Source organism: Nostoc sp. (assembly GCF_036918015.1).
In the GTDB taxonomy this organism is placed as follows: domain Bacteria; phylum Cyanobacteriota; class Cyanobacteriia; order Cyanobacteriales; family Nostocaceae; genus Nostoc.
Map to the genome: position 1 here is coordinate 1 of NZ_JBALEO010000031.1, position 19,493 is coordinate 19,493.

11 protein-coding genes are annotated in these 19,493 nt (G+C 41.9%); 10 read left to right on the forward strand and 1 reads right to left on the reverse strand.

Features of this window, described 5'->3' with window-relative positions; translation table 11 throughout:
* The first annotated feature begins 757 nt into the window (after positions 1-757).
* The 3 genes from V7K61_RS07050 (at position 758) to V7K61_RS07060 (ending at position 4,639) form a co-directional block, all read left to right on the forward strand.
* On the forward strand, positions 758-2,341 hold the full coding sequence (locus tag V7K61_RS07050) for a mechanosensitive ion channel family protein (RefSeq protein WP_335052187.1): 1,584 nt from the start codon (positions 758-760) through the stop codon (positions 2,339-2,341).
* Positions 2,342-2,483: 142 nt separating this feature from the next.
* Complete coding sequence (locus V7K61_RS07055) at positions 2,484-4,142, forward strand: mechanosensitive ion channel family protein (RefSeq protein ID WP_335052189.1); 1,659 nt, start codon at positions 2,484-2,486, stop codon at positions 4,140-4,142.
* Positions 4,143-4,489: 347 nt separating this feature from the next.
* Positions 4,490-4,639, forward strand: coding sequence for a hypothetical protein (locus V7K61_RS07060; protein ID WP_335052191.1), 150 nt, complete (start codon positions 4,490-4,492; stop codon positions 4,637-4,639).
* Here the strand turns inward: V7K61_RS07060 and V7K61_RS07065 are convergent.
* Positions 4,628-5,569: an N-acetylmuramoyl-L-alanine amidase gene (locus tag V7K61_RS07065; protein WP_335052193.1), complete on the reverse strand. Its 942-nt coding sequence runs from the start codon at positions 5,567-5,569 to the stop codon at positions 4,628-4,630. The genes V7K61_RS07060 and V7K61_RS07065 overlap by 12 nt on opposite strands.
* A gap of 559 nt (positions 5,570-6,128) precedes the next feature.
* On the opposite strand from V7K61_RS07065, the gene V7K61_RS07070 reads away from it, so the two are divergent.
* The 7 genes from V7K61_RS07070 (at position 6,129) to V7K61_RS07100 (ending at position 19,392) form a co-directional block, all read left to right on the forward strand.
* Complete coding sequence (locus V7K61_RS07070) at positions 6,129-6,386, forward strand: hypothetical protein (protein WP_335052195.1); 258 nt, start codon at positions 6,129-6,131, stop codon at positions 6,384-6,386.
* A 565-nt stretch (positions 6,387-6,951) separates the two neighbouring features.
* The gene (gene bchH / locus V7K61_RS07075) at positions 6,952-10,668 is read left to right on the forward strand and encodes a magnesium chelatase subunit H (RefSeq protein WP_335052197.1); all 3,717 of its coding nucleotides are present in this window, start codon (positions 6,952-6,954) and stop codon (positions 10,666-10,668) included.
* A gap of 144 nt (positions 10,669-10,812) precedes the next feature.
* Positions 10,813-11,217, forward strand: coding sequence for a hypothetical protein (locus V7K61_RS07080; RefSeq protein ID WP_335052199.1), 405 nt, complete (start codon positions 10,813-10,815; stop codon positions 11,215-11,217).
* 68 nt (positions 11,218-11,285) lie between these two features.
* Complete coding sequence (locus V7K61_RS07085; RefSeq protein WP_335052201.1) at positions 11,286-11,522, forward strand: type II toxin-antitoxin system HicB family antitoxin; 237 nt, start codon at positions 11,286-11,288, stop codon at positions 11,520-11,522.
* 65 nt (positions 11,523-11,587) lie between these two features.
* The gene (locus V7K61_RS07090; RefSeq protein ID WP_335052203.1) at positions 11,588-12,073 is read left to right on the forward strand and encodes a PIN domain-containing protein; all 486 of its coding nucleotides are present in this window, start codon (positions 11,588-11,590) and stop codon (positions 12,071-12,073) included.
* Complete coding sequence (locus V7K61_RS07095; protein WP_196525443.1) at positions 12,057-12,281, forward strand: hypothetical protein; 225 nt, start codon at positions 12,057-12,059, stop codon at positions 12,279-12,281. Before V7K61_RS07090 ends, V7K61_RS07095 begins: the two co-directional genes overlap by 17 nt.
* Before the next feature lie 451 nt (positions 12,282-12,732).
* Positions 12,733-19,392 (forward strand): HAMP domain-containing protein, encoded by a 6,660-nt coding sequence (locus V7K61_RS07100; protein ID WP_335052205.1) that lies wholly within the window; start codon positions 12,733-12,735, stop codon positions 19,390-19,392.
* Positions 19,393-19,493 lie beyond the last annotated feature (101 nt).

The following is a 19,493-nucleotide window of genomic DNA, read 5'->3' on the forward strand; positions in this document are numbered from 1 at the left end:
TTCCGTTACTGGGGTGCTTGTGATTACAGGCATCCCTTTATTTTTTGCCCACCCTCTCACTTACTGATCGCTCACCTTTAGTCTAAAGTCCAGAAATAAGCTGATGCGCTTGTAAGTTGCATAGTTCAAATCGCTAGAAAGATGTAAAGACGCAGATATACGGGGAGTAAAAGACACATTAACCCATTATCTACGCGCAACTATTGCAGTGAACACCAGAGAAATGCTCTCATGTCATTCAGGCAAAAATGATGATTTTAGCCATAATGTTAGCAAACAAAGCTCCAAACCTAATTTATGTCTATTGTTTAAAAGTTGGCTGAGATTTTTTTTGACCAGAGTGATTAAAGAGCGTTAAGTAGAGCAGCATAAATAATTAAAAGTTTTCACTACAAACTAATCTCAATATTTTTTACATTACTTAATTTACTTCTATTTATTCTCACTTATATCATGTCCACTTGATTGCTTATTAAACCCGAAGAACCCCACCCCGCCAAAGCTACGCTTTGTCTCCCCTCCCCGCTTGCGGGGAGGGGTGTGGTGTAATGACTGTGGTTAGCATAACTAACTATGCGGACATGATATTAGTTAAAGTCGGTGAAGATAAAACGAAAAGTGAACCTGTGAATAAAATGTTAATGACTTGACAAGTTGTGATTATATGAAATAATAATCATCTATGTATAAAAAAACTTGATGATCTCAATAGATTTTGATATACAACTGTTAAATTCATTCAGTTTGATATTCATATATGAATGTATTAATTATTTTGGCTGAAGTCAGCTTGATAATCTTTGTTTTTGTATTACTGAACTGGGCTTTCAGCAAATTATTCAAGCTATTTACTAAAACCTTTACACCTAAAAGCGACAATAGAAGTATCAAAACCCTCCGCCGAAATATCACAGGGTTATTGTTACTTGCTTGTGTGGTGTCGTGCATTCTGATTGTGGGTGCTAATGGTTATCTAGTTTATCGGGGCGAAAATCTTCAGCAATACACACTCTTGTTGATTGAGCGTATCCCATCAGGATTTCGGGTGACAGTAGGAATTGGCATAGCTCAGAGTATTGGCACTTTGATTTTAGCGGCGATCGCCCTGAAATTTCTCAAATATTGGCTGAAGGTAGCCAGCACTCGCGCCAAGAACTTAGAAAAAAATACTGCTGATGATGAAAGTATTGATGCTTTCTTTAAGGCCTTCTATGACAGAATCAGTGGTGGAATCTGGCTGTGGGCTACCATCTTATGTGCCCAGTTTCTCAAATTGCCAGCAACGGTTTCGGAATATTTGTACATCGCGCTACGAATCTATCTAATCATTGCCGTCGGCTTGCTTATACTCAAAGCAGTCGCTGCGATCGTTGATAGCTTAGACGCTCTCAGCATCAGATACTCCAATCCTGATAACCTGCTAAGATTCTACGATCGCCTCCGACACCTGATACCGTTTTTAAAGCGCTGCTTGGAATTTGTGATTTATGTCTGCATGGCAACATTAGTGATTCAGCAGGTGCAGCTAATTGCTAATGTCGCAACTTTTGGCCCGCGAATGATCAAGATAATCGGTATCATCTTCATTAGTCGCGTGTTGTTTGAAGTCGTTTATTTACTTATTGAAGAGGTGCTGTTCAAAGACCAGACTCTAACTGATATTCAAAGAAGTAGACGCCTGACGCTCGTTCCTCTGTTTCGTAGTTTCTTACAATACTTAATTTACTTTGGTGCTACAGTTTTCATTCTCTATGCCCTGAATATAGATCCCACTCCCATACTTGCAGGTGCTGGTATTGTTGGCATCGCTGTGGGGTTAGGGGCACAAACACTAATAAACGATATTGTTTGCGGCTTCTTTATTCTGTTTGAAAACTACTACTTAGTCGGTGACTATATTGAAGCTGGAAAAGCTGAAGATAAAGTTGTCGAAGGTATTGTCGAGGCGATTGAACTGAGAACCACTCGTGTCAGACATCCTAATGGTCAATTGCAGATTATTCAGAATGGCAATGTTGGCTCAATTACTAATTACTCCAAACAGTATATTTTTGCAGTAGTAGAAGTTGGTGTGCCTTATGATTCCAACTTAGCGCACGTGTACAAAGTCATTGAGGAGGTGGGACAGCAGTTAAAAGCAGACGATGCAGATGTACTCGAAGGCACACAGGTGGATGGAGTCGAAAGTCTGGGAGAGTCTAACTTATTGCTGCGAACATTGACGAAAGTAAAGCCAGGAAAACATCTTCAGATTCAGCGCGTTCTTCGGAAGATTTTTACGAATGCACTGCTGCGGGAAGGAATTGTAATTCCCGTGCGCGCTGAAAGTGCCGAAGGTTAATTTGGCACTTTCTTTTAATTAACAAAAAAGCACTCAGGAGTCATTTAATTGTGGATTTTTCCTTCAATCAAAAATCTAAAATTAAAAATCCAAAATTGCTAGAGCGACTTATTTGAAATTGCAATAATTGAAACAGGCACTAATGAATTATACCCTTATCGCCCAAGCCGCAGAAACTGCATCAAAACCTTCTGTTGTAGTACCACCACCTCCGACTTTTCCCACGGGGGCACAAATTAGCTCTTTCTTTTATACATTCGGTGCATCTATAGTTGTTGTATTTGTACTCTATATATTACTTTTCTATCTACTGCGATCGTTTCTACGCCGCACAGAAAAAGATACAGCCCTGTTTATCCTTGGAATCTTACAAATCCCTGCGATCGCTATTTTTATCCTTGCTAGTCTAAAACTCTCTCTGACTCAACTCGGATCGGGGGGAATTATTAATTTGATCGATCGAGGACTCACGGCTTTCCTAATTCTTGGTTTCACTTACGGCATAACTTTATTGTTTACAGAAGCAGCAGTCTACTACTTAAAAGACTACGCCCGAAAAACTGAGGCTGTCTGGGATGACGTATTAATTCCACTCCTACAAAATTTTATCCCAGTCATCACTTACCTCATTGGCATATCTCTATTTTTCAGCACCATTGGGGTTGATTTAACAGGAATTGGGTTAGCAATAGGTAGCATCACTGTAGTGTTAGGATTAGCAGTAAAAGATATTTTAAGCGATTTTTTCAGTGGGTTAGTTTTACTAGTTGATACACCCTTTAGATTTGGAGATGTCATCTCCATGCCAGATGGTTCAATTGCAATTATCAAACACATTGGTATCCGGGTAACAAAACTATATCTGATTAACGAGCATTGCGAGGTTTATACACCAAACACGACTTTGGGAGGTCAAAACATAGTCAATCTCAGTCGTCCTACAACTCACTACGCTTATACGATTCAAGTGTCAGTTAGAGTTGATGCTGACGCAGTGGTAGCAACAAACATTTTGCAACAAATTATCCTTGGTCATCCAGACACATTAGGCGATATTGATGAAAAACTTCAACATCTAGACAATTTTGCTGCATTGACAGAAGCCAAGGATGATAAATTGTCAAAAAAAGAAGCAGGACGGCTGCGTTTATTAATTGAAAAAGATGTGAACACGCAACTGCAAAAAATTGAGCAAGCATTTGAAGATTTTGTTAGAGAAGTTAAAAAGGTAGAAAAGGGTGGATTGAATTCAGAAGAATTAAAAATTCTCCAGAAAAACTATTTAGAAATAATGAACATTGTGGGGCTGGTAGTCATCACAGAACGTAAGGGTAAACGTCTGCGATCGCGCCTAGAAGAACAAGAGCCGACTGAAAAACAAACTCTAATTGGCTTGATTCGCCAATGGTATCAAACTTGGTTAAAAGATCCTGATTTAGTAATTGAAGACCAACATCTTTTACCAGACGAATGGGAGCAAAAAATTGAACTTATGAAAATTAAGCTAAATAAATTATTTCAAAAAATCGCAAGTCCCGGAGTAGATGAAACAAGATTAGATGACTATTCCTTAAAATTTGTCGAATGGTTACATGATAGTTTTAAAGAGTCTAATACTGCCTGGAAAGAACCACAAGTTCAGCTAACTGATATCCAAGGCTCTGCTATGCAATTTTCTGTCCGTTTCTATGTTGATAATATTCAGTTAGAACACTGGCGACGTGGAAACCGTGTCCAAAATGAGGTACGTCGGGAGATGGTAAGGCGGTTAAGACAAGCCTATATCTACACACTAGGATGATTCAGTCAGTGAAACCAGAGAATAGCGATCGCTGTCTTACTGGAATCTCATCTTTAAACTCCGCCCTGGTTATTTCTTTTAATTATTTTCTCTCAATAGCTTTAAGGGATATTAACGCTATCTCAAATACTTTGGCAGTTTGTGCCCTTGCCAAAGATATTATGAACAAAATATGGTTGTAAGTTGATAAAATTAATCCCTTCACTGATTCATTAGGCAAAACAGTTCTGTTAGCAGTAACGCGGCGTTTAGCCCGTTCCCAGTTCTGAGTAAAGAAGTTCAGATTCCCAACTTCTTTACTCAGCACTACTACCCCAATCTCTAGTCTCTACCTGGATTTCTCACAAGTGAGAAATCCAGGAGGTGTGGGAGGCGTGGGAGGATGGGGAAGAAGTTTTACCCCCCACACTCCCCACACTCCCCACACTCCTCTTCCCCTGAAGCCTACACTATGCGTGAGAAATCCGGGTCTAGTCCCCATCAGCCTAACCAATTAATTTCTGCCAACTAGCAGGGCCGATAATGCCATCGGCATCTAAACCATTTTGCTTTTGAAAGTTTTTAACTACAACCTCAGTTTGCGGCCCGTAGACGCCATCATTCTCAACACCTAAACGATATTGCAAGTATCTGACAACTGCACCACCGGCATGGTTTGGTCTGATAATTCGTTTTGCCAAAATTAGATTTATGGCATTCCATGTAGTTGCGTCAGCAATTCCAGTCGGCTGAACTGCGACAATAGTCTGAAATTTTTCTACGGCAGATTTGGTGCTAGCCCCCGTGAAGCCATCTTCCACTAAAACCTTACCATTTTTATCGGTTATTTTTAGTCTATTTAAGGATTTTTGCAGTCTGAGAATAGTTTCATCTATGTTCTCCTCTTCATCTGGTACAGGGTTAACCGGGGCACTTGGCACTTTACCAGTTAAACCTTTGACAATTGCATTAGCCATTGCTTCAGGATTAAAAAGATTCATATCTTTTTGCGAATCGAGGAAGCAACATTCTATCAAGATAGCAGGCATATCTGTATTTTTCAGAACATACAAGTGGGAACCACTTTTAACGCCACGATTAAAAAATCCTAACTTGACGATTTCATCTAATACAGGTTTAGCAATTTTTCTACCAGTATCGCTAGTCGCATATACTTCTGTGCCGTTAGCTTGGTTGTTAAAAGCATTAAAATGAACCGAGACGTAAATATCTACTCTGCTTGAATTAGCTGTAGAACATCTTTTTGAGAGTGAGTCACGGACTGTATTAGCACTACTTGGTCTACATACTACGACTTCATTTCCTAAAGCTCTTAATTTGGCTATAACTCTATTACCTACATCTAGAGTTAAATTATCCTCGAATTTAATACCTCTAGCTCCTGTATCTGGTGGACAATTGTGCCCGCTATCAATTCCAAATTTCATTAGTTCATCCTCAATTTACTTGTTTTTACACTAGTTCAAAACTCTTATAATTATATAAACAAAGTTTGGTTAATAACTTTGTGAAAATACTTGTTAGCAATGGCTTCATTATTTTCAGCATTACTATGCTATTAGACCAAATAAGTTTTTGTGCAAACTTGAACAGGAACTTTTATTTGGTAAAATCCCCTAATTCAAAGCCATATTGCAACCAAAAACACAACTATTATAAGTTATCAATATCGAGAATAACCAGTAAATTTTTCCAATAAATTGAAATCCAGCAATTGCCTCCATTATTTAGATAATAACGCCTTATAAAAGTGGAAAGCCATGACAAATGTACTTAGTTAGATGCCCAAATCCCTAAACCGAACACACCCCCTGATGTGAACCTGGGTTTATAAGGTCTTAACGTCTTAACAGACTCTACCCTTGGCTTCCTGTTAACCCTGAGCAGCTTAACACATAATACTTTACAGTATTAATGAATACGCGTTTGCTTCTAGACACCTGTGCGAGATTTATCAGATAAACTGCTCAAGAAACGAGGCTCAACATGGGATCTTTAAATTTTGTGAAGCTACTGGAGAATTCCATCAATGAACCAGGCTTAGGGTGGACTCTTTGTTTTATAGGGGAAGATCAATCTAGCAAACTTGCAGAACTTACGCAAGAATTGAGAGGAGAATTTTCTGTAACAGGCAATGGAAAAGAGATTCTATCTGGTTTTTCCTATTGGGGAATAGGCAGGGCGATCGCCTGGGATTATGCCTGTAACGATCACTTCTATCTCGTGATGAAAGAAAGCATATAGGAATCCGGTTTGATTTCTGAAAAAAATTAAGTATTTGTAGGGTGCGTTATGACTTTAGTCTAACGCACCAAACCCTTGAGAATGGTGCGTTACGCTTCGCGATAACACACCCTACGTGTTGTTCAAAAATCAAATAGTAATCCTATAGAGTCTTTTAGATATCGATGGCATCAAATTAATTCTAATAATATCAAAGATTAGAAATATCATTATGTAAGTTTAGGTGTCAGCACAAGTGAAAAAGAACAACATATTTTAAGTTTATGTTAGTGAGTTTAACCGGAGATTAGATATTACCGAGTTGCGTACTTTTACAAACTTGTCACCACCATAAATCCGTTCACTATATGAAGCGCTACAAGAATCAAAAGAGTTAAATGATGCACTTAATTTGACTCAACACATCACAAATTTTGTGAAATCAAAATATCCCAAAAGCGTTGGTGATAGTGAAGCCCCACCTCCCTCAAGGAACTACTGACCGGAATCTGTGGGTAGATATTTAACAATCAGCCTGAAAGCACGTTTAAAATTTAAGTAAAGAAATATTTCGTAGCTTACAGGCATGAAACGCATCGTCTTGATTGCTGGGTTTGAATCATTCAACGCTGACTTGTACAGAAAAGCAGCCTTTTTGGCTAACTCTCGCTGTCCTGAGTTGGATATTCGGGTATTTAGCGATCGCGATCTTACCAGTCAACGTGCCGAAGTAGAAGCAGCACTGCATGACGCTGATGTGTTTTTCGGTAGCCTACTATTTGATTATGACCAGGTTGTGTGGTTGCGCGATCGCATTTCCCAAATTCCCATCCGTCTAGTCTTTGAGTCAGCCTTAGAATTGATGAGTTTAACCAAGCTGGGTATATTTGCCATTGGCGACAAACCCAAAGGAATGCCCAAACCAGTTAAATTCATCCTCGACAAATTTAGCAACGGACGAGAAGAAGACAAACTCGCTGGTTACATCAGCTTCTTAAAAATTGGCCCCAAACTACTAAAATACGTCCCAGTGCAAAAAGTGCAAGACTTACGCAACTGGTTAATTATTTATGGTTACTGGAATGCTGGCGGTTCAGAAAATGTCGCTTCATTATTCTGGACACTAGCAGAAAAATACTTAGGTTTAAAAGTCGGCGACATACCCCCGCTAGTCGAAACCCCCAACATCGGATTACTCCACCCCGATTATCCAGGGTTTTTTGAATCGCCCCGCGAGTATTTAGAATGGCATAAAACCCATTGTAGAGACGCGATGAATCGCGTCTTCCCTAATAGCGTCTCCCCAGTTATCGGAATTCTCCTCTACCGAAAACACGTCATCACCAAACAACCCTACATTCCCCAACTAATTCGCAGTTTTGAAAAAGCCGGCTTAACTCCTTTACCCATCTTCATCAACGGCGTAGAAGGACACGTGGCGGTACGAGATTTAATGACAACTGAATATGAAATTCAGCAACGACAACTAGGTAATATAGAAACTCCCTCACTATCAAGTGAAGCAGTAAAAGTAGATGCGATCGTCTCTACAATTGGCTTTCCTCTGGTAGGTGGCCCCGCTGGTTCAATGGAAGCTGGCCGTCAAATAGAAGTCGCAAAACGCATCCTTACTGCCAAAAATGTACCTTATATTGTTGCTGCACCACTATTAATTCAAGATATTTCCTCGTGGACACGCCAAGGCATCGGCGGCTTGCAAAGTGTAGTATTGTACGCCTTACCAGAATTAGATGGGGCTATTGATACCGTTCCCCTTGGTGGTTTGGTCGGCGAAAATATTTATCTGGTTCCCGAACGGGTGCAGCGATTAATTGGTAGGGTAAAAACTTGGGTGGCTTTGCGGCAAAAACCTGCTTCGGAACGCAAAATTGCGATCATTTTATATGGATTTCCTCCAGGTTATGGTGCTGTGGGGACTGCTGCATTATTAAATGTGCCGCGTAGTTTGCTGAAGTTTCTCCACGCACTTAAAGAACAAGGTTATACCGTGGGAGATTTACCAGAAGATGGCGAAGAATTGATTCGCTGGGTGAAAGAAGCAGATGAAGCTAATTCTCTTGTGGGGCAGTCGTCTCGCCTGCCCCTAGATAATGGCGGGCAAGATGCCCACCCCACAAGTAGTGTCAATGTTCGTACTCTAGAAAAATGGTTGGGATATCTGCAAACTTCCCGCATCGAAAAACAATGGAAATCTCTCACGGGAACTGGAATTAAAACTTATGGCGATGAATTCCAAATTGGCGGTGTGCAATTAGGCAATGTGTGGATAGGTGTACAACCACCATTAGGGATACAAGGCGACCCGATGCGCTTAATGTTTGAACGAGATTTAACGCCTCATCCCCAATATGCTGCTTATTATAAATGGTTGCAAAATGAGTTTGAAGCTGATGCTTTAGTTCATTTTGGAATGCATGGGACGGTGGAATGGTTGCCTGGTTCTCCGTTGGGGAATACGGGTTATTCTTGGTCGGATATTCTGTTAGGAAATTTGCCTAATCTATATATATATGCGGCGAATAATCCGTCTGAATCGATGTTGGCAAAACGTCGCGGTTATGGTGTGTTGATTTCTCATAATGTACCACCTTATGGTCGTGCAGGTTTGTATAAGGAATTGGTGGCGTTGCGGGATTTGATTGCGGAGTATCGGGAAGATCCACAAAAGAATTATGTTTTGAAGGAAGGGATTTGTAAGAAAATTGTAGACTCTGGTTTAGATGCAGATTGTCCGTTTGCGGATGCGAAGAGGTTGGGTATTGCGTTTACTCCCGAAAATGTGCGGATGTTTAGCAGTCATGCTTTTGATGATTATTTGGTGGAGTTGTACGAATATTTACAGGTTTTAGAAAATCGTTTGTTTTCTTCGGGGTTGCATACTTTGGGGGAAAAGCCGAGTGAGGAGGAATTAGGATCGTATTTGGAAGCTTATTTTGGCGATGAGAAAGGAATACCTGAAGAAAGAGAAAAAGAAGAAAGACTAATAAGAGATTTGTTGATGCAATCTACGGATGAGTTAACGAATTTGTTAAGAGGGTTGAATGGGGAGTATATTCCGCCTGCGCCTGGTGGAGATTTGTTGCGGGATGGCGCTGGTGTTTTGCCAACTGGGAGGAATATTCATGCTTTAGATCCTTATCGGATGCCTTCGCCTGCGGCGTATGAACGGGGGCGGGAAATTGGTCAAAAAATTATCGCCCAGCATTTGGAGGAATACGGGAAATATCCTGAAACGGTGGCGGTGATGTTATGGGGATTGGATGCGATTAAAACTAAGGGTGAATCTCTGGGGATTCTGTTGGAATTGGTGGGGGCTGAACCTGTTAAGGAAGGAACTGGTAGGGTTGTTCGTTATGAGTTGAAGCCGTTGGCTGAGGTGGGACATCCCCGGATTGATGTGTTGGGTAATTTGTCTGGGATTTTCCGGGATAGTTTTGTCAATATCATCGAATTGTTGGATGATTTATTTCAACGGGCGGCTGATGCTGATGAACCGGACGATCGGAATTTTATTAGAAGACACGCTTTAGCTTTAAAAGCCCAAGGTGTGGAAAATGCATCGGCGAGATTGTTTTCTAATCCGGCGGGTGATTTTGGTTCTTTGGTGAATGATCGGGTGGTTGATGGTAACTGGGAATCTGGTGAGGAGTTGGGGAATACTTGGCAAAGTCGCAATGTATTCAGCTACGGGAGAGAAGATAAAGGTCAAGCTAGACCGGAAGTTTTGAATACGTTGTTAAAAACTAGCGATCGCATTATTCAAGAAATCGATTCGGTAGAATATGGTTTAACTGATATTCAAGAATATTACGCCAATACTGGCGGTTTGAAAAGGGCAGCAGAAAAACAAGGTGGGAAAAAAGTTACAACCAGCTTTGTGGAAAGTTTCTCCAAAGATACCACACCGCGCAATTTAGATGATTTACTCAGAATGGAGTATCGCACCAAGTTGGTAAATCCCAAATGGGCGCAAGCAATGGCGAATCAAGGTTCTGGTGGTGCTTTTGAAATTTCCCAACGGATGACGGCGTTGATTGGTTGGGGTGGTACTGCCGATTTTACCGATGATTGGGTTTACGATCAAGCGGCTGATACTTATGCATTAGATGCAGAGATGGCGGATAAATTACGCAAGGCAAATCCTGAAGCTTTTCGCAATATTTTAGGGAGAATGTTAGAGGCGCATGGGCGGGGTTTCTGGGAAGCTGATGGTGATAAGTTAGATAAGCTACGCCAATTATATGAGTTGACAGATGAAGAGTTGGAGGGCGTTACAGTTTAGTAAATAGGGATAAATTATGAAGTTTCTGATTACTATCTTTTTCGATGAAGATGGGTTAAGGAAAGACGCAACAAGAAGCTGAGTAAAATATTCAATAGACAATCAAAGAACGTTTAGAGGTAAGGACTGAAAAAGGATATTGCAATGAGTCAGACAATTATTGGAAAGTTTTTTACTATTAAAGACGATGATTTAGAAGATACAACTGAGTACCTTAAAAAATCAGGCATGACCTTTGGTAATGGTATAGAAAAAAACTTGTTTTATATAGAATTGAAAGAACTACCGGAAATATTGTTCAAATTAGAGCAAAGGGGTTACTTGGAGATTTACTCAAGGGAAGCATGGGATATCATAAAAATTTCCGTTGAGGGTGTAGTTTTATATATTGCTGAAGAATATGGAGATGGTTATGTCTTTTTACCTAAAGAGAATATAGTTTCCATCCATACTATAGAGGAAGAGTTTCTAGATGCAATCGCGCAGAAAAATCAACTACGAAAAATCAAGGCAACATATTTTGATAAGCAAGGATCAAGCGACACTTAAGCCACTAGATAAAAAACAAATTTTGGCTTAATCTCTTAGTTATGCAAGGTAAAATATAAACTTTGGTTATGAAGCATCCAACAATGGAAAATTCTTTTACTGCTGTATTTGAAAAGATAGATGATTGGTATATCGGGTATGTCCAAGAGTTACCCGGCACTAATGTCCAAGAGAGAACACTGGAAGAAGCTAGAGAAAGTCTACGGGAAGCGATAGAGTTGATTCTAATCTCAAATCGGGAACTCGCAGAGCAACAAATTTCCGGTAAAGATGTCGTCCGTGAACAGATTACTGTCAAATTATAGTCAAAAGACGTGAATTGATTCGCCATTTGGAAAAGAAGAGTTAACCAGACTTAAATTTGATTTAGATGAGCAAACAATATAAAATCTATCTTGATGCTTGTTGTTTAAATCGTCCCTTTGATAACCAGACGCAATCCCGTATTTATTTAGAAGCACAGGCAGTTATGACAATTCTAAGTCAATGTCAATCAGCGACTTGGAAACTTATCAATAGCAGTGCTTTAATCGCCGAATTAAACCAAACACCTGATTTAGAAAGACTACAAAACGTCAAAAAATTACTCGACATTGCTAAAATTAAAGTTATTAATAGCACCTTCATTGAACATAGAGCCGCTGAACTTCAAAAATTAGGATTCTCCAGCTATGATGCCACCCACATTGCCAGCGCGGAAAGAAGTCAGGCTGATGTATTTCTCACAACAGATGACAGACTCTTCAAAAAAGCTCAAAAAAACTCTCAATTAATTAACGTATTGATTAATAATCCTGTTCAATGGCTGGCTGAAGTAATACAAGCCGAGGAAAGTAATGATGAAAACCCAAAATGAAATTATTAAACAGGGCTACGATGCCTTAATCAATTCTCTGGGAGTTGCTGATACTATTCGGTTTATTCAATATTTCAGTCCGGGTAAAGGAGACTACACCAAAGAACGTCATCAATGGCTAGATGAAAAAACTTTGGCGGATGTATTAGTGGAAATTAAAGAATTACCCGAAGACGACGCTAATCAATATGACGAAATTATTGAGTAGCGACTTAGAGAATATTTTAATTGAGATTGTAATGAGTCAAGTCGGCGGACAATAACGCATCAATTATAATATTAAATCTTTATTTAATCGCGAATCGCGATCGCTTCACCCAGTAATTTTATGCCTTTGACAGTTTGGGACGCATCACTACGTGTAGATTGAGGTATTTCCTAACCAAGCCCTCTTGCCTTGTCCGTTGAGAAATTTTAATTTCCCCCGTTATCATTAGAATGAGTACGTCTTACTGGTGCAAACCTCAGTATCAGTAACTACCAGGGAGATTCGACATTTAAATAACTACGTACTTCAAGCTAATCAAATTACCAAAGATTTGTTGCTATGGTGAGTACCAGAAAACTTAAAAACACTAATGAGAGTTAAAATCAACTTTCTGCTCTGAGAAAACCTTTTTTAAATACGAAAACTTAGAAAATTATTTAGAGATTAAGCTATGGCAACCGAACAGTTAACTAGAGACAGCGACAATCTAGATTTAAATCAGCTACTAAGAACGCTGAATGCTGTCAAACAGGGTGACTTTTCTGCTCGGATGCCCATAGACCATACTGGTGTGGCGGGTAAAATAGCTGATACGCTCAATGATATTATCGATCAAAATGAGCGGATGGCGGCGGAGCTACAACGGATTGGTAACGTTGTCGGCAAAGAAGGCAAAATTGCCGATCGCGCCTCTCTCGGAGATGTTCGGGGTTCTTGGTCAGATTGTGTTACTTCTGTCAATACTCTGATTACAGATTTAGTTCAACCAACAGCTGAAACTACGCGGGTAATTCGGTCGGTCGCCAATGGTGACTTATCCCAAACGATCGCCACAGAAATTGACGGCAGACCCCTGCAAGGTGAGTTTCTCCAAACTGCTAATATCGTCAACACGATGGTAGAACGGCTTGGTTCCTTTGCGAGTGAAGTTACCAGGGTTGCCCGTGAAGTCGGAACTGAAGGGAAATTGGGTGTCCAAGCCGAAGTGCAAGGTGTGGCTGGTACTTGGAAAGATTTGACTGATAACGTTAACTTGATGGCGGGTAATCTCACTGGACAAGTTCGCAACATCGCCGAAGTTGCCACTGCGATCGCAAATGGTGACTTATCGAAAAAAATCACCGTTAATGTCAAAGGGGAAATTCTCGAACTCAAAAACACCGTCAACACGATGGTAGATCAACTTAATTCTTTTGCGAGTGAAGTGACGCGAGTTGCCCGTGAAGTGGGAACTGAAGGGAAGTTGGGCGTACAAGCAGAAGTTAAAGGAGTTGCAGGAACTTGGAAGGATCTAACTGACAACGTTAACTTGATGGCTGGAAATTTAACAGCCCAAGTCCGTAACATTGCGGAAGTAACAACGGCGGTAGCGAATGGCGACCTGTCTAAGAAAATAACTGTTGATGTCAAAGGCGAAATTTTAGAGTTGAAAAACACCGTTAATATCATGGTGGATCAACTTAATTCTTTTGCATCGGAAGTAACAAGAGTTGCGCGTGAGGTGGGTGCAGAAGGTAAATTAGGCGGTCAAGCAGAAGTTCGCGGCGTAGCGGGTACGTGGAAAGATTTAACTGACAGCGTAAATTTCATGGCGGGAAGCTTGACGGCACAGGTGCGGAATATTGCGGAAGTGACAACGGCGGTTGCAAATGGCGATTTATCTAAGAAAATCACTGTGGATGTCAAAGGTGAAATTCTGGAGTTGAAAAATACCATCAATACAATGGTGGATCAACTGAATTCCTTTGCATCAGAAGTAACAAGAGTTGCCCGTGAAGTGGGAACTGAAGGGAAGTTAGGGGTACAAGCAGAAGTCCGGGGAGTAGCGGGGACTTGGAAAGATTTAACTGATAACGTTAACTTAATGGCGGGTAATCTCACCGGACAGGTGCGAAATATTGCCGAAGTTGCCACTGCGATCGCCAATGGCGATCTATCTAAAAAAATCACCGTCGATGTTAGAGGTGAAATTCTCGAACTAAAGAATACCATCAATATAATGGTGGATCAACTCAGTTCCTTTGCCAGTGAAGTCACAAGAGTTGCCCGTGAAGTTGGTAGTGAAGGTAAATTGGGTGTGCAAGCCGATGTACGCGGTGTAGCTGGAACTTGGAAAGATTTAACTGATAGTGTAAACTTCATGGCGGGAAGTTTGACGGCACAGGTGCGGAATATTGCCGAAGTAACTACTGCCGTTGCAACAGGCGACTTATCCAAGAAAATCACCGTTGATGTCAAAGGTGAAATTCTAGAGTTGAAAAACACCATTAACACAATGGTGGATCAACTCAATTCTTTTGCATCAGAAGTTACAAGAGTTGCGCGTGAGGTGGGAAGCGAAGGTAAATTGGGCGTACAAGCAGAAGTGCGCGGCGTGGCTGGAACTTGGAAGGATTTAACCGATAGCGTAAACTTCATGGCGGGAAGCTTGACGGCGCAAGTGCGGAATATTGCCGAAGTGACTACGGCGGTTGCAACAGGCGATTTATCCAAGAAAATCACTGTGGATGTCAAAGGTGAAATTCTGGAACTCAAAAATACCATTAATACAATGGTGGATCAACTCAGTTCCTTTGCAAGTGAGGTGACGCGAGTTGCGCGAGAAGTGGGAACTGAAGGTAAACTTGGTGTACAAGCAGAAGTTAAAGACGTTGCAGGCACTTGGAAAGATTTAACCGACAGCGTAAACTTCATGGCGGGAAGCTTGACAGCACAGGTGCGGAACATTGCCGAAGTGACAACTGCGATCGCAAATGGTGACTTATCCAAAAAAATTACTGTTGCCGTCAAAGGCGAAATTCTCGAACTCAAGAATACCATCAATATTATGGTGGATCAACTCAATTCCTTTGCAAGCGAAGTAACGCGGGTTGCTCGTGAGGTGGGAAGTGAGGGTAAACTCGGCGTACAAGCAGATGTGCGCGGCGTGGCTGGAACTTGGAAAGATTTAACCGATAGCGTAAACTTCATGGCGGGAAGTTTAACGGCACAGGTACGAAACATTGCCGCCGTTACCACCGCCGTAGCTAATGGCGACTTATCTAAGAAAATCTCTGTTGATGTCAAAGGTGAAATTTTAGAGTTGAAAAACACCGTTAATACAATGGTAGATCAACTCAATTCCTTTGCAAGTGAAGTTACAAGAGTTGCGCGTGAGGTGGGAACTGAAGGGAAACTGGGGGTACAAGCAGAAGTTAAAGGTGTCGCCGGCACTTGGAAAGATTTAACCGACAGCGTAAACTTCATGGCGGGAAGTTTGACGGCGCAAGTGCGGAACATTGCCGAAGTTACCACAGCCGTAGCAAACGGCGACTTATCCAAGAAAATCACCGTCGATGTGAAAGGTGAAATTCAAGAACTCAAAAACACCATTAATACAATGGTGGATCAGCTAAATTCTTTTGCATCAGAAGTTACCAGGGTTGCCCGTGAGGTGGGAACTGAAGGTAAATTGGGCGTGCAAGCTTACGTCAGAGGAGTTGCAGGGACTTGGAAAGATTTAACAGATAACGTGAACTCGATGGCGGGGAACCTCACCGGACAAGTTCGCAATATCGCCGAAGTTACGAAAGCGGTAGCTAATGGCGACTTATCTAAGAAAATTACCGTCGATGCCAAAGGCGAAATTTTGGATTTGAAGAATACCACCAACACGATGGTAGATCAACTCAGTTCCTTTGCCAGTGAAGTAACGCGGGTGGCGCGAGAAGTGGGAACTGAAGGGAAGTTGGGCGGACAAGCGCAAGTCCAAGGTGTGGCGGGGACTTGGAAAGATTTAACAGATAACGTGAACTCGATGGCGGGTAACTTAACGGCACAAGTGCGCGGTATTGCCAGAGTTGTAACCGCAGTTGCTAACGGTGACTTAAAACGGAAATTGATGTTAGATGCCAAGGGAGAAATTGAAACCTTGGCAGAGACAATCAACGAGATGATTGATACCCTAGCGACATTTGCCAATCAAGTAACCACAGTAGCGCGGGAAGTGGGAATCGAAGGGAAGTTGGGTGGACAAGCGAGAGTACCTGGCGCGGCTGGAACTTGGAAAGATTTGACGGATAATGTAAATGAACTTGCTGCTACATTGACAACTCAGTTGCGAGCGATCGCAGAAGTTGCTACAGCTGTAACTAAAGGTGATTTAACTCGTTCAATTGCCGTTGAAGCATTAGGGGAAGTAGCGATACTCAAAGATAACATCAACCAGATGATTGCCAACCTGCGGGAGACAACGCAGAAAAACACCGAACAAGATTGGTTGAAAACTAACCTAGCCAAGTTTACCCGAATGCTGCAAGGGCAGCGAGACTTGGAAACCGTATCTAAACTCATTCTCTCAGAACTAGCACCCTTGGTAGGAGCGCAACACGGCGTATTCTTCCTCATGGAGTCTGTTGAACATACACCGTATTTGAAACTAATCAGTAGTTACGCTTACCGCGAACGCAGACATCTAGCTAACCGCTTCCAATTGGGTGAAGGTTTGGTGGGACAATGCGCCTTAGAGAAAGAGCGAATTCTACTGACGGATGTACCAAACGATTATGTCAAAATTTCCTCTGGTTTAGGAGAAGCCACACCCCTGAATGCCGTGGTGTTACCTGTACTTTTTGAAGGACAGGTGACAGCAGTGATTGAATTAGCATCCTTCCGCCGCTTTAGCGAAATTCATCTGACATTCTTCGACCAACTTACCGAAAGTATCGCGATCGTCCTCAACACGATCGCCGCATCGATGCGAACTGAAGAATTACTCAAACAATCGCAATCTTTGGCTGAAGAACTCCAAACCCAGCAAAGCGAACTCCGCGAAACCAACAAGCGCTTAGAACAGCAAGCCCAATCACTCAAAACCTCCGAAGATTTACTCAAAGGACAGCAAGAAGAACTCCAACAAACCAACGCCGAATTAGAAGAAAAGGCAGAGTTGTTGGCGATGCAAAAGAAAGAAGTCGAGCGCAAAAATCGGGAAATTGAACATGCAAGACTATCTTTAGAAGACAAGGCTGAACAACTCGCCCTCTCCTCAAAATACAAATCAGAATTTCTCGCCAATATGTCCCATGAACTGCGGACACCGCTGAATAGCTTATTGATTTTGGCGAAATTGTTGACAGATAATATCGAGCAAAATCTCACCAGCAAGCAAGTCGAATACAGCCAAACAATTTATTCAGCCGGTACTGATTTGTTGACGTTAATCAATGACATTCTGGATCTCGCTAAAATTGAATCTGGAACGATGTCCATTGATTTGATCCCAATGCCATTGGCAGAGTTGGGTGATGTGATTGAGCGCACCTTCCGGCAAATTGCTCAGAGCAAAGGACTTGCCTTTACAATTGAATTCACTCCCGAATTGCCAAACACCATCTATTCAGATGTCAAACGCTTACAACAGGTATTGAAAAATCTCCTCTCCAACGCATTTAAATTTACAGAGCAAGGGGAGGTACGCTTACGGATTGCGGTGGCGAAGCTAGGGTGGAGCAACGACAACGAAACCTTAAATCGTGCCCAGCTTGTAATTGCCTTCTCAGTCAGCGATACAGGCATTGGTATTGCCCCCGAAAAACAGAAAGTGATTTTTGAAGCATTTCAACAAGCCGATGGCTCCACCAGTCGCAGATACGGCGGCACCGGATTGGGCTTATCAATTAGCCGCGAAATCGCTCGTCTCTTCGGCGGCGAAATTAAACTAATCAGTCAACCCGGTGAAGGTAGCACTTTTACATTCTACTTGCCACAATTGAGTGCTGTTAGCGATAGCGGGGCGTTTAGCCCGTTCCGAGTGCTGAATGCTGAGTCTAGATCGACACTCCTCACTCCTCACTCCCCACTCCTCACTCCCCACTCCCCACTCCTCACTCAGCACTCAGCACTCAGCACTCAGCACTCAGCACTCCTAAATGACGATCGCACGACTATAGAAAGAGGCGATCGCGTGTTATTAATTGTCGAAGATGACGTTAATTTTGCGCGTATCCTTCTAGATATGGCGCAACAGCAAGGATTCAAGGTGATAGCTGCCCAAACCGGTAGTACAGGTTTGATGTTAGCGCAGCAATTTCTACCTTCAGCCATTTTGCTAGATATCCGGCTGCCAGAAATGGATGGTTGGACGGTATTGGATCGTCTGAAACATAACCCAAATACCCGTCACATCCCCGTACATATTATGACTGTTGAGGAAGGCAGACAACGCGGTTTGCAACTAGGTGCGATCGCATATCTGCAAAAACCTTTAACCAGCGAGACAATATCCGAGGCGTTGACCAAAATTAAAGGTTTTGTTGAGCGCCAAGTGAAAAATTTATTGGTAGTAGAAGACGACGACACTCAACGGCTGAGTATTGTTGAGTTGATAGGTAACAGCGATGTTTCGACCACTGCTGTGGCTGACGGTGCAACTGCTCTAGAAGCTATTCGCACCCAGCATTTTGATTGCCTCGTCCTCGATTTAGGCCTACCCGACATGACCGGGTTTGAACTTATCGAGCAGATAAAGCTTTTACCTCATGGCAAAACTTTACCAATTATTGTCTACACAGGTAAAGAAATTAGCAAAGTTCAAGAAACAGAACTCAGACGGATTGCCGAGACAATCATTATTAAAGATGTGCGATCGCCCGAACGTCTCCTTGATGAAACAGCATTATTTTTACACCGAGTCCAAGCAAATTTACCTGAACCGAAGCGCCAAATACTCGAACAACTGCATTCACAAGACTACTTACTCACTGGTAAAACAGCGCTAATTGTAGACGACGATATGCGGAATATCTTCGCCCTCACCAGTATGCTGGAGCGTTATCAAATCCAGGTTTTATATGCTGAAAACGGCAGAGAGGGAATCACCCTGTTAGAAAATACACCAGATATTGATGTGGTTTTGATGGATGTAATGATGCCAGAAATGGATGGCTACGAAACAACACGCACGATCCGCCAAAACGAGCAATTTAAGTCTTTGCCGATTATTGCACTCACCGCTAAAGCTATGCAAGGCGATCGCGAGAAGTGTATTGAAGCCGGCGCATCAGACTACATTACTAAACCCGTAGATACTGAGCAATTGCTGTCGCTGTTGCGTGTTTGGCTATATCGTTGATACTACTGTAAAACCTTTACTGCATTTTTGAATTAACAGCCAACGGTCAGAATAAAGAATAAAGACGCGATAAATCGCCGTCTCTACAATATCTTTTGTAG